11 protein-coding genes and 1 tRNA gene are annotated in these 11,566 nt (G+C 71.7%); 5 read left to right on the top strand and 7 right to left on the bottom strand.

Features of this window, described 5'->3' with window-relative positions; genetic code table 11:
• Positions 1-115 precede the first annotated feature (115 nt).
• From QUG93_RS09555 to QUG93_RS09535, 5 genes are all read right to left on the bottom strand, one after another.
• A tRNA-Arg gene (locus tag QUG93_RS09555) sits at positions 116-190 on the bottom strand.
• A 13-nt stretch (positions 191-203) separates the two neighbouring features.
• On the bottom strand, positions 204-1,319 hold the full coding sequence (locus QUG93_RS09550; RefSeq protein ID WP_289473667.1) for an epoxide hydrolase family protein: 1,116 nt from the start codon (positions 1,317-1,319) through the stop codon (positions 204-206).
• A 194-nt stretch (positions 1,320-1,513) separates the two neighbouring features.
• The gene (locus QUG93_RS09545; RefSeq protein ID WP_289473666.1) at positions 1,514-2,008 is read right to left on the bottom strand and encodes an HNH endonuclease; all 495 of its coding nucleotides are present in this window, start codon (positions 2,006-2,008) and stop codon (positions 1,514-1,516) included.
• A gap of 380 nt (positions 2,009-2,388) precedes the next feature.
• The gene (locus QUG93_RS09540; RefSeq protein WP_289473665.1) at positions 2,389-3,384 is read right to left on the bottom strand and encodes a C40 family peptidase; all 996 of its coding nucleotides are present in this window, start codon (positions 3,382-3,384) and stop codon (positions 2,389-2,391) included.
• Between the two features lie 293 nt (positions 3,385-3,677).
• The gene (locus QUG93_RS09535) at positions 3,678-4,373 is read right to left on the bottom strand and encodes an iron-dependent transcriptional repressor DtxR (protein ID WP_289473664.1); all 696 of its coding nucleotides are present in this window, start codon (positions 4,371-4,373) and stop codon (positions 3,678-3,680) included.
• A gap of 165 nt (positions 4,374-4,538) precedes the next feature.
• Here QUG93_RS09535 and serC point away from each other — a divergent pair, with 165 nt between their 5' ends.
• Positions 4,539-5,657 carry a phosphoserine transaminase gene (gene serC / locus QUG93_RS09530; RefSeq protein WP_289473663.1) on the top strand — a complete coding sequence of 373 codons (1,119 nt, stop codon included), beginning with the start codon at positions 4,539-4,541 and terminating at the stop codon, positions 5,655-5,657.
• Positions 5,658-5,793: 136 nt separating this feature from the next.
• Here the strand turns inward: serC and QUG93_RS09525 are convergent, their stop codons facing one another.
• Both QUG93_RS09525 and QUG93_RS09520 read right to left on the bottom strand, forming a co-directional pair.
• The gene (locus QUG93_RS09525; RefSeq protein WP_289473662.1) at positions 5,794-6,480 is read right to left on the bottom strand and encodes a DUF3027 domain-containing protein; all 687 of its coding nucleotides are present in this window, start codon (positions 6,478-6,480) and stop codon (positions 5,794-5,796) included.
• Positions 6,480-6,857, bottom strand: coding sequence for a cold-shock protein (locus QUG93_RS09520; protein WP_289473661.1), 378 nt, complete (start codon positions 6,855-6,857; stop codon positions 6,480-6,482). Before QUG93_RS09520 ends, QUG93_RS09525 begins: the two co-directional genes overlap by 1 nt.
• Before the next feature lie 109 nt (positions 6,858-6,966).
• Between QUG93_RS09520 and QUG93_RS09515 the strand changes: the two genes are divergently transcribed.
• The 4 genes from QUG93_RS09515 (at position 6,967) to QUG93_RS09500 (ending at position 11,553) form a co-directional block, all read left to right on the top strand.
• Positions 6,967-7,212, top strand: coding sequence for a hypothetical protein (locus QUG93_RS09515; RefSeq protein ID WP_289473660.1), 246 nt, complete (start codon positions 6,967-6,969; stop codon positions 7,210-7,212).
• 28 nt (positions 7,213-7,240) lie between these two features.
• Positions 7,241-9,004 carry a helicase-associated domain-containing protein gene (locus QUG93_RS09510; protein ID WP_289473659.1) on the top strand — a complete coding sequence of 588 codons (1,764 nt, stop codon included), beginning with the start codon at positions 7,241-7,243 and terminating at the stop codon, positions 9,002-9,004.
• Between the two features lie 103 nt (positions 9,005-9,107).
• Positions 9,108-10,802, top strand: coding sequence for a DNA repair helicase XPB (locus tag QUG93_RS09505; protein WP_289473658.1), 1,695 nt, complete (start codon positions 9,108-9,110; stop codon positions 10,800-10,802).
• A 55-nt stretch (positions 10,803-10,857) separates the two neighbouring features.
• Positions 10,858-11,553 carry a response regulator transcription factor gene (locus tag QUG93_RS09500; RefSeq protein ID WP_289473657.1) on the top strand — a complete coding sequence of 232 codons (696 nt, stop codon included), beginning with the start codon at positions 10,858-10,860 and terminating at the stop codon, positions 11,551-11,553.
• Positions 11,554-11,566: the final 13 nt, after the last annotated feature.

Genomic DNA, 11,566 nt, shown 5'->3' with positions numbered 1-11,566 from the left:
ACGACGGATCTGCTGGTGCCCCTGGACGAGCACTGCAGGGACTCGAACCCCACGACGGATCTGCTGGTGCCCCTGGACGAGCACTGCAGGGACTCGAACCCCACGACGGATCTGCTGGTGCCCCTGGAGGGACTCGAACCCCCAACCGTTTCCTTAGGACGGAACTGCTCTTCCATTGAGCTACAGAGGCTGGCTCCACCACTCTAGCGGCGGATCGACCCCCGGTACGGCTCCAGGAACGTCCGGAGCTCCTCGACGTACAGCTCCGGCACCTCGAACGGCGCGAAGTGACCGCCCCGGTCGAGCTCGTGGTGGTGCACGAGGTTCGTCGTCCGCTCGAGCCACTCCCGCGGCGCCCGCACGATGTCGCCCGGGAAGACCGAGAACCCCGACGGCACCTCGACCCGTCGGGCCATCTGCGCCGCCGGGATCGCCGCGTTCGCGTGGTACATCCGCATCGAGGACCCGATCGTCGCCGTCGCCCAGTACTCGGTGAGGAGCGCGAGCACCTCGTCCCGCGTGTACACCGACCAGAGGTCCCCGCCGCAGTCGCTCCACGACCGCAGCTTCTCGACGATCCACGCGGCGAGCCCGGCGGGTGAGTCGGTCAGTCCGACGGCGGCGGTCTGAGGCTTGGTGCGGTGCAGCATCGCGTACGCTCCCTCGGCGGTCCGCCACCGCTCGGTCTCCCGCACGAACGAGCGCTCCGCAGGCGACAACCCGGCCTCGTCGATCCCGGGCCACGGCAGTCCGCCGTCGATCCGGTGCACGGCGACGACCCGGTCGGGGTGGTCGAGCGCGAGGTACCGGGCGACGTGCGTCCCGATGTCCCCACCGGACACGGCGAACCGCTCGTACCCGAGGTCGGTCATCAGGGTCGCCCACAGGCCGGCGACCTCGCGGGCGTCGAGCACCCGCGGTGGCGCATCCGAGAACCCGTACCCGGGCATGTCCGGCACGACCACGTCGAACCCGGCGTCGACGAGCATCGGCAGCACCTTCCGGTACCGCCACCCGGAGTCCGGCCACCCGTGCGCGAGCAGCACCGGCAACGCTCCCGACGTGTCGGCCCGCTGGTGCAGCACGTGCACGCCGATGCCGTCGACGGTGACCCGCCGAGCGGGCAGCGCCGCGAGCTCGGCCCGGTGCGCGGCGAAGTCGAACCCGTCCGCCCAGTACGCGACGAGCGGTCGGAGTTCGTCGACGTCGACGCCGAGCGACCACCCCGTGCCGGCGGGCGCGTCCGGCCAGCGCGTCGCGCGGAGGCGTGCCCGGAGGTCCTCGATGGTGGCGTCGTCGATCACCGCGGTCTCGCTCATGCTGCGCACGCTACGCCTGCCCGGTCCTTCCCATCACGTCCGTGATGGGAAGCGGGAACGGGCGTACCCGGTCGTTCAGGAAGCCCGGGTACGCCCGTTCCGACCGGGTACGCCCGTTCCGACCGGGTACACCACCCACGCACGCAGCAGGCGCGCGGACGCGACCGCACGGCGGTCAGGGCGACGACCGGCCGCTACGCGGCCACCAGGTACTCGCCCCACTCCGACTGCGGGCGCTCGATCCCGCGCACCACCCACGACGCCCCGTGCGGCGCCTTCGGGGCGAAGCGGAGCCGCCACCCCATCTCCTGGGGCGTGCGGTCGCTCTTGGTGTTGTTGCACGCCAGGCAGCAGGCGACGAGGTTCTCCCACGAGTCCCGCCCACCCCGCGACCGCGGCTGGACGTGGTCGATCGTGGTGGCGTGCCGACCGCAGTACGCGCAGTGGTTGCCGTCGCGCCGCAGGACACCGCGGCGTGAGACGGGCACGAGCCGCGCGTGCGGGATGCGGACGTAGCGGGTGAGGATGATGACGGACGGACGGTCGTAGCTCGTCGTCGACCCGGTCACCGGGTGGTCGGCGTCGGCGGCGACGATGGCGGCCTTCTGGTTCATGACCAGCACGAGGGCCCGTCGGTCCGAGATCACCGCGAGGGGCTCGTAACCGGCGTTGAGGACGAGAGTGCGCATGGGTTCCCTTCCGACGGTGCCTGGACGGCTTCCAGGCGCTGCGGGTGCGTCGGACCGAGCGACGCCGACAGGGGACCGCGGCCTGCGACCACGCCCTGAACCACGAAGAGCACCACCCGGATGGGCAGTGCTCTCGTCAGACAGGTGCGTGATGGTGCACGCAGGGGGCGGTCGACCGTATGTCCACGAGCGCGCGCCGACCCGTGGTGCGGGTCGTGCGGAACGCTGACATGAGGTCTCCCGTGTTCGGGCCGGATCGGACCGGTGCGGGACCAGGCTACGTCAGGAACCGGCCCGGCACGAGGGTGTGCGGGCCGGTTTCCTGGAGTGTTCACGGGAACGACACACGTGCCGTCACCGTTGCGCGCGGGGCGCTGGCGTCAGATGCCGAAGCGGACGATGTGGTAGTCGCTCGTCCAGATCGGTCGGATCGAGATCGAACCGCCGGGCTTCGGCGCGTCCATGATCATGCCGTTGCCCATGTAGAAGCCGTCGTGCGCCTCGTTGTTGAAGATCACGACGTCGCCGGGCTGCGCCTCGGACGTCGGGATCGTGGTGCCCGCCTGGTCCTGCAGCGGCACGGAGTGCGCAAGGCTGATGCCGTACTGCGCGTAGACGTACATGACGTAGCCCGAGCAGTCGAAGCCCGACGGGTCGGCCCCGCCGAAGACGTACGGGGTGCCGATGTACTGCTTGGCGGTCGCGACGACGGCCGGCAGCGAGAACGGGGTGTTGGCGGCCGACGCCGACGAGGCGATCTCGTCCGCGCTCGGGCCGCTGTACGACGAGTACTGCGCAGCGGTCTTCGCGCGGGCGGCCTGCGTGGCGGCGGCCTGGCTCGCGGACTGCTTCGCGGCCGCGGCAGCTGCTGCCGCTGCGGCCTTCTGCGCGGCGGCCGCGTCGAGGGACGCCTGCGAGGTGGCGCCGTACCCGTCACGACCGGTGCCGGCGAGGGCGACCGCGTCGGAGACCGAGAACTGCTGCGCCTCGGCGGCACGGACCTGACGCTGGGCGTTCGCGGCCTCGGTGCCGGTCTGCTGCGTGGCGGCGAAGGCCGGGGCGACGGCGACGGTGCCGAACATGCCGGCGGCGACGGTCAGGACCACGGGGGCGAGGAAGCGGCGCTTGCGGGCCGCGCTGCTGACCCTGGCGGTCTCGGCGGCACGGGCTGCCTGCGCGGCACGACGACCGCCGGGGAGCGGGGCGTCGCGGACCGGGGTCACGCGGCGGGTCTGTGCGGTGGTCGCCGGGGCCTGCCGTGCTGCGCGTCGGGTGAGCGCGGGTGCATCGGCGGTGGCGTTCGCGGTGTTCGTCGGGTTCACGGGCGTCGAGTTCGCTGCTGCCTGGGCGTCCGTGGCGGAACCGGTCTGCGTCAAGAGTGGTGTCTCCGGCGTCTCGTCACCGTCTCCGCCTGGGTGGGGCGGAGGGGCGGACCCCATCCGTTCGTCATCGTTTCCGATCGAGGCAGGAGACGGGTTCGAGACGTCCTGCCACGGGTCCTGGGCCTCGTGGGCGGCCCTGGGACTCGTCGAGTGTACGTGCGGGCCGTTACCTTGTCGAGACGAAACGGCTGTTGGGTAACGGTGCGATCACGAACCCCTGATCAGAGGCAGTGTGGCGCCGTCACCTTGTGTTGATTCTCAGGCTGGAGCACCGTCGGACGACTGATTCAGGAGCGCTCGATGTAGACGTGCTGCGCGACCTCGGTCGGGAGCTCGATGCCGGCGTCCTCGCCCTCGACGCGGACGGCGACGTACGCCCCCGCGCGCTGCACGCTCGCGAGCCGGCCGGGCATCACGCCGGCGGTCCGCAGCTGGTGCAGCAGCTCGGGCTCGAACTGCACGGGCTCACCGAGACGGCGCACGACCCCGGTGGCGACCGCGTCGGTGCCGTCGGTCGCTGCGACGATGTTCTGCACACCGTCGAGGAACTGCCCCGCGGTCGGACCGCCGATCTCGGCCAACCCCGGGATCGGGTTGCCGTACGGCGACTCCGTCGGGTTGCCGAGCATCTCGAGCAGTCGGACCTCGACCTGCTCGCTCATCACGTGCTCCCAGCGGCAGGCCTCGTCGTGCACGAAGGCCCAGTCCAGTCCGATCACGTCGGCGAGCAGCCGCTCGGCCAGCCGGTGCTTGCGCATCACGTGGGTCGCGCGGGAGCGGCCCTCGCCGGTGAGCTCGAGGTGGCGGTCGCCGGACACGACGACCAGGCCGTCGCGCTCCATGCGGGCGATGGTCTGCGAGACGGTCGGACCCGAGTGGCCGAGACGCTCGGAGATGCGCGCGCGCAGCGGCACGATCCCCTCTTCCTCGAGGTCGAGGATCGTCCGCAGGTACATCTCCGTGGTGTCGACGAGATCGGTCACGGTCCGCCTCTCATGTCTGGGCCCAGCGCGATCCACCCTACTTGAGCAGTGCGACAAGACCGCACCGGCGGCCGCGCTCCACGGCCTGGAGGTCCGGGTCGAGTCCGCCCCGTCCGGCCGGTGCAGGGACGCGTGCGTTGGGATACCACTGGCTAGGATCGGCGCATGGCAGACATCGTCATCCCCGCCGAACTCCTCCCGACCGACGGACGCTTCGGCTGCGGCCCGTCCAAGATCCGTGGCGCGCAGCTCGAGTCCCTCGTGACCCGCGGGGCGACGATCCTCGGCACGTCGCACCGCCAGAAGCCCGTCAAGGACCTGGTCGGCTCCGTGCGCCAGGGCCTGGCCGACCTGTTCCAGATCCCCGACGGCTACGAGGTCGTCCTCGGCAACGGCGGCTCGACCGCGTTCTGGGACGCCGCCGCGTTCGGGCTCGTGGAGCGCCGGGCCGAGAACCTGTCGTTCGGCGAGTTCGGCTCGAAGTTCGCCAAGGCCGTGCGGACCCCGTGGCTCGAGGCACCGCACGTCGTCGAGGCGCCGGGCGGCTCCCTCGCCGCGCTCGAGCCGATCGAGGGCGTCGACGTCTACGCGTACCCGCACAACGAGACGTCCACCGGCGTCATGGCCCCGGTCGTCCGCGCCGCGGGCGACGACGGCGCCCTGACCGTGGTCGACGCCACGAGCGCCGCCGGTGGTGCCGCGTTCGACGTCTCGGCCACGGACGTCTACTACTTCGCGCCGCAGAAGAACTTCGCGTCGGACGGTGGGCTCTGGCTCGCGCTGTTCTCGCCCGCCGCCCTGGAGCGCGTCGAGCGCATCGCCGCGTCGGACCGGTACGTGCCCGAGTTCCTCTCCCTGAAGAACGCGGTCGACAACTCGCGGCTCGACCAGACCCTGAACACCCCGGCGCTCGCGACGCTGCTCATGCTCGACGACCAGGTGCGGTGGATCAACCAGTCCGGCGGTCTGGCCTGGGCGGACACCCGGACGAAGACCTCGTCGTCGACGATCTACGACTGGGCCGAGGCGTCCGACTACGCGACGCCGTTCGTCACCGTGCCCGAGCACCGGTCGCAGGTCGTGGCGACGATCGACCTCGACGACTCGATCGACGCGAAGGCCGTGGCCGCGACGCTCCGCGCCAACGGCATCGTCGACACGGAGCCGTACCGGAAGCTCGGCCGCAACCAGCTGCGCGTCGCGACCTTCACCGCCATCGACCCGGACGACGTCGCGAAGCTCGTGCGCGCGATCGACCACGTGGTGGACGCCCTGCGCGGCTGACGCCACGGCGACCCCACGACGGACGGGAGGCGCGGTGCCGGCTGGCACCGCGCCTCCCGTCCGTCAGTGTGGAGACGCCGTCCGTGTGGGAACGCCGTCCGTGTCGGACCAGTCCGTGTGGGACCAGGACGGTCCGTCAGGACCCGTGGCGGTCCGGGTCGACCTCGGAGGGGTCGAGCCGGTCGAGCTCCAGGTCGTCCGAGGGGTCGACCGGACGCACGCGCGACGCGCGCCGCCGGGCACCACGAGAGCGCACCGGAGCGGGCTCCTCGGCGGCCTCGTCCTCGTCGTCGTCAGCGGCGTCGTCGACCGCCGCGTCCTCGTCGGCGGCGGCATCGACGTCGACACCGTCGAGTTCGTCGTCGTCCGACTCCTCGAGGTCGTCCTCGTCGTCGTCGAACTCGTCGTCGTCGTCCGAGGCGTCGTCGTCGGCCTCGTCGTCGTCCGGGTCCTCGTAGTCGGCTTCCTCGTCGTCGTCGAGGTCGTCGTCCTCGTCGTCGTCCGAGTCGTCGCCCTCGTCGTCGCCGTCCTCGTCCTGCCCGGCGCGGTACTCCGCCATGCGCTCGGCCCACGGCACCCAGTCGGGCGCGATCAGCGAGCCGTCACCCGGCATGAGCTCGACCTCGAGCACGGTCGGCTCGTCCCCGTCGACCTGGGCGACCGAGACCGTCCAGCGCCACCCGGGGTACCCGGGCATGCGGTTCGAGAACAGGACCGAGACGACACCGTCGCCCTCGTCCACCGTGCCGACCGGCTGCCCCACCGTGGACTCCGGCGTGACCTCGAGCAGCGCCGTGCGCGCGAGCTCCGTGACGTCCTGCATCAGGCGTCCAGCTGGTCTGCGACGTGGCGCAGGATCGCGGCGATGCGCTCGCCGTTCCTCGGGTAGCGGCCGTGCCGGAAGTCGCCGCTGATCCGGTCGAGCTCCTTCACGAGGTCCTCGACGATCACCGCCATGTCGTCGGCCGAGCGGCGCGACATCTTCGACAGCGACGGCTGCGGGTCGAGGAGTCGCACGGACAGCGCCTGCGAGCCCTTCTTGCCCTGCACGACGCCGTACTCCAGGCGCGTGCCGGCCTTGACCGAGGTGACACCGTCCGGCAGCGAGGACGCGTGCAGGAACACGGGCTCACCGTCGTCGCCGGTGATGAACCCGAACCCCTTCTGGTCGTCGTAGAACTTGACCTTGCCGGTGGGCATGCGTGGTCTCCTCGTGGTCGTGGAACGGCCGTGGTGCGTCGGATATCCTGGGCCGATGGCCAAGCCGACCCGATCGACCGGGAACACACGCGATTCCGCGGAGCCCCCGGTGACGTTCAATCGTACCGAACGCGTCCTCGGGTTCATGGTCGGGGGGATCTTCATCGCCGCGTTCCTCTGCATCGCCGCGATGATCGTCATGTGGTTGACCGCGCCGAGCGTGCAGGGATCGATGCCGTGGCCGGTCGTCATGGCGGTCCCGCTGGTCGGCCTGCCGATCGGCATGGTGCTCGTGTTCGTCCTGCTCGGCATCACGTGGTCCAAGCGCGCCCGCGAGAACCGGTCGACACGCTGAGGCCCGGCGCCGACCACTGCGGGGGACGATGACGACCACCGCCGACCTCGCCGCCCGGCTCCGGGCGATGCCCGACGACGAGCTGGAGCGGCTCGTCGTCGCCCGACGGTTGCCCGCGGCCGTCCTCGCCGACTCCGGCCCGCAGCACGCGGTCGACTTCTTCGACCTCGCCGAGGCGCTGCGCTCGGACGACGCCGTCGACGCGGCCGTCGAGCGCCTCCCGCGCGCCACCCTGCTGGCCCTCCGGGACGGCACGGCCGGTGCCGACGCGCTGGCCCCGGCCGTCGCGCTCGGCCTGGCCGACCCCGAGGGCGCGATCGACGACGCGGTCGCAGCCCGTCTGGCCGCGCACCCGGACGTCGTCGCACTCGAGCCAGGAGGCCCACCCCACCCCCGCCCCGCGGCCCCCGGCCCCGGGTCGACCGACGAGGACCGCGAACGTGCCACGGGCGCGGAGCACGCGTTCGCGACGATGACGGCGCTGGCGGAGCTGCTGCGTGCCGTCGACGCCGGCGCCGTCCGCGAGCTCGTCAAGGGCGGCATCGGCGCCCCGCTGGCCCGGACGCTCGGCGAGCGCGTCGGCACCGAACCCGACGTCGTCCCGGACCGACTCGCCCTGCTCGACCGGACCGGGCTCGCCGACCCGGGCGAGGGCCGCTGGACCGTCACCGAGGACGGGCGCGTCTGGCTCCGCACCGCGTGGCCCGAGCGCTGGGTCGACCTCGCCACCCGGTGGTGGCGATCGCTCGGACCCGCCGTGCACGACGTCCTCGCGATCGCCGACGACGACCTGCACGACCTGGTCGCCCTCGGGCGCTGGGCGTTCCCGGCGGGAGCACGGTGGCTCGACGCCGTCCTGCTCGACGTCGCCGGCACGGCCGAGGTCCTCGGCGTCGCGGTGGACGGCGCGGTGACGACGACCGGCCGCGCCGTGCTGGGTGGTGACGTCGCGGCGGCGGCGGCCGACCTGCCGCCGACGGTCGAGGGCGTCTACCTGCAGCACGACCTCACCGTGATCGCGCCCGGTCCGCTCTCCCCCGCCGACGACGAGGCGCTCCGCACGGTCGCCGACCTCGAGGCCCCCGGACTCGCCGCGCGCTACCGGGTCTCCGAGGACTCGGTCCGGCGCGCGTTCCGAGCCGGCACCACCCGCGACGACCTGCTCGCCCTGCTCGACCGCCTGTCCGCGACGGACGTCCCCCAGCCCCTGACCTACCTGGTCGACCAGGTCGCCACCCGCGACGGCGGCATCGTGGTCGACGTCGCACCGGACGGCCCGGGCACCCTCGTGCACGGCACCCCGGACCAACTCGACCTGGTCGGCGTCGACGCCGAGCTCCGGCAGCTGACGTGGGACCGCGTCGACCTGACGACCCTGGCGACCCCGCACCCGCCGCACGTGGTTCACGCGGCGCTCGAGGAGCAGCGGTACCCGGCCGTGCTGACGGCCGCAGCGCGCCCCGTGCAGGCGGCGGCGCCTCCCGTCCGCCGCCGATCCGCCGGGCGGACGCCGCAGCAGGCCGCGCACGCGCTCGTCGAGCGGTTGCGACTGACGACCGAGCGGGGCGAGGCGGAGCCGGAGCAGGAGTGGCTCGGGCGCCAGATCGACCTGGCCGTGCGCGGGAAGACGCCGATCCGGCTGACCGTCCGCATGCCGGACGGGTCGGAGCGGCCCTTCTCGATCGTCCCGACGTCGGTCGCGGCGGGTCGGGTGCGCGGACGCGACACGGCGGTGGACGTCGAACGCACCCTGCCGCTGTCCCTCGTGGTCGCGGTGGACAGCGAGGCGTGACGGGTCGACCGTCCCCCTGCACGGGCGTGGACGCGCAGCCGGTTCTCCACGGCAGCGCGGTCGACGCGGCCGCTCGCAGCCGCGACGCCTAGGCTGATCCGTCATGAACGGACCGCTGATCGTGCAGAGTGACCGCACCGTGCTCCTCGAGGTCGCCCACCCCGACGCCGGGGACGCGCGGCACGAGCTCGCGGCCTTCGCAGAACTCGAACGCGCGCCCGAGCACGTGCACACGTACCGCATCACGCGGCTCGGTCTGTGGAACGCACGAGCGGCCGGGCACGACGCCGAGTCGATGATCGGGACGCTCGAGCGGTTCGCGAAGTTCCCGGTCCCGCAGAGCGTCACGGTCGACATCCGCGACACCGTGTCGCGGTACGGGCGCCTGGTGATCCGGCGCGAGGAGCGCGAGGACGCCCCGGCGATCGCGAACTCCCCCACCGAGGAGCTCGAGCGCCAGCCGGTCCTGCTGCTCACCGCCGAGGACCCGTCCGTCCTGGCCGAGGTCACGCGGTCCAAGCGCATCAAGCCCCTGCTCGGCGACCAGCGCTCCCCGTCCGAGGTCGAGCTGCAGCCGTGGGCGCGCGGGCAGGTCAAGCAGGAGCTCGTGAAGCTCGGCTGGCCGGCGGAGGACCTGGCGGGCTACACGCCCGGGCAGCCGCACCCGATCGACCTCGACACCGAGTCGTGGCACATGCGTCCGTACCAGGAGCAGGCCGTCGACACGTTCTTCGCGCAGGGCTCCGGCGTGGTCGTGCTGCCCTGTGGTGCCGGCAAGACCCTCGTCGGCGCGGGGGCCATGGCGACTGTGAAGGCGACGACGCTCATCCTCGTCACGAACACGGTCTCCGCGCGGCAGTGGCGCGACGAGCTGCTCAAGCGGACCACGCTCACGGCCGACGACATCGGCGAGTACTCGGGCACCTCGAAGGAGATCCGTCCGGTCACCATCGCGACCTACCAGATCCTGACCGCTCGTCGGAAGGGCGAGTACACGCACCTGTCCCTGCTCGACGCCCTCGACTGGGGACTCATCGTCTACGACGAGGTGCACCTGCTGCCGGCGCCGGTGTTCAAGCTGACCGCGGACCTGCAGGCCCGACGTCGGCTCGGGCTGACCGCCACGCTCGTCCGCGAGGACGGCCGCGAGAGCGACGTGTTCTCGCTCATCGGGCCGAAGCGCTACGACGCCCCGTGGAAGGAGATCGAGGCGCAGGGCTACATCTCCCCCGCCGCGTGCTACGAGGTCCGGATCGACCTGCCGCACCAGGACCGCCTGGAGTACGCGGCGTCCGGCGACGACGAGCGCTACCGCCTGGCCGCCACGTCACCCTCGAAGACGCCCGTCGTGCGGGAGCTGATCGGGAAGCACCACGGCGAGCAGATCCTGGTCATCGGGCAGTACATCGACCAGCTCGACGCCCTCGCCGAGTCACTCGACGCCGCCGAGATCACCGGCTCCACCCCGGTGGACGAGCGCGAACGGCTGTTCCAGGCCTTCCGCGAGGGCACGATCGACGTGCTCGTCGTCTCAAAGGTCGCGAACTTCTCGGTCGACCTGCCCGACGCCACCGTGGCGATCCAGGTGTCCGGCTCGTTCGGATCTCGGCAGGAAGAGGCCCAGCGCCTCGGCCGGCTGCTCCGCCCGAACAAGGACGGCCTGCCGGCGTCGTTCTACACGCTCGTGACCCGTGACACCGTCGACCAGGACTTCGCGCAGAACCGGCAGCGGTTCCTCGCCGAGCAGGGGTACGCCTACACGATCCTCGACGCCGACCAGGTCCTGGCGGCCGCGTAGCCACCACACGACCCGCTCCCAGGAAACCTCTAGGGAACGGTCAGAGGATGGGCGCATGACCGATGGCCCCAAGATCCTGATCGTCGACGACGAGCCGAACATCCGCGACCTCCTCACGACCTCGTTGCGCTTCGCCGGGTTCGCCGTCCGTGCGGTCGGCAACGGTGCCCAGGCGATCTCGGCCGTGCTCGAGGAGGAGCCCGACCTGATCATCCTCGACGTCATGCTCCCCGACATGAACGGCTTCGGCGTCACCAAGCGCCTGCGGTCGTCGGGCTACACCTCGCCGATCCTGTTCCTGACCGCGAAGGACGACACCGAGGACAAGATCACCGGCCTCACCGTCGGCGGCGACGACTACGTGACGAAGCCGTTCTCCCTCGACGAGATCGTCGCGCGCATCAAGGCCATCCTCCGTCGCACGATGAACGACGAAGAAGACGCGATCATCCGCGCCGGCGAGCTGACGATGGACCAGGACACGCACGAGGTCACCATCGGAGACGCCCAGATCGAACTGTCGCCGACCGAGTTCAAGCTCCTGCGCTACCTCATGCTCAACCCGAACCGGGTGCTGTCGAAGGCGCAGATCCTCGACCACGTGTGGGAGTACGACTTCAACGGCGACGCGGGCATCGTCGAGTCGTACATCTCGTACCTGCGTCGCAAGCTCGACCAGTACTCGACCGAACCGATCATCCAGACCAAGCGCGGCTTCGGCTACATGCTGAAGGCGACCAAGACGTCCTGACGTCGGGCACACG

The organism is Curtobacterium caseinilyticum, from assembly GCF_030363035.1.
Taxonomy (GTDB): Bacteria; Actinomycetota; Actinomycetes; order Actinomycetales; family Microbacteriaceae; genus Curtobacterium; species Curtobacterium caseinilyticum.
This window is presented reverse-complemented; position numbering and strand designations above follow the sequence as displayed.

What these genes read in the sequence shown, in the direction of transcription:
- QUG93_RS09550 (WP_289473667.1), bottom strand. Translation starts at nt 1,319, where the DNA reads ATGAGCGAGACCGCGGTGATCGACGACGCCACCATCGAGGACCTCCGG.
- QUG93_RS09545 (WP_289473666.1), bottom strand. Translation starts at nt 2,008, where the DNA reads ATGCGCACTCTCGTCCTCAACGCCGGTTACGAGCCCCTCGCGGTGATC.
- serC (WP_289473663.1), top strand. Translation starts at nt 4,539, where the DNA reads ATGGCAGACATCGTCATCCCCGCCGAACTCCTCCCGACCGACGGACGC.
- QUG93_RS09525 (WP_289473662.1), bottom strand. Translation starts at nt 6,480, where the DNA reads ATGCAGGACGTCACGGAGCTCGCGCGCACGGCGCTGCTCGAGGTCACG.
- QUG93_RS09520 (WP_289473661.1), bottom strand. Translation starts at nt 6,857, where the DNA reads ATGCCCACCGGCAAGGTCAAGTTCTACGACGACCAGAAGGGGTTCGGG.
- QUG93_RS09510 (WP_289473659.1), top strand. Translation starts at nt 7,241, where the DNA reads ATGACGACCACCGCCGACCTCGCCGCCCGGCTCCGGGCGATGCCCGAC.
- QUG93_RS09505 (WP_289473658.1), top strand. Translation starts at nt 9,108, where the DNA reads ATGAACGGACCGCTGATCGTGCAGAGTGACCGCACCGTGCTCCTCGAG.
- QUG93_RS09500 (WP_289473657.1), top strand. Translation starts at nt 10,858, where the DNA reads ATGACCGATGGCCCCAAGATCCTGATCGTCGACGACGAGCCGAACATC.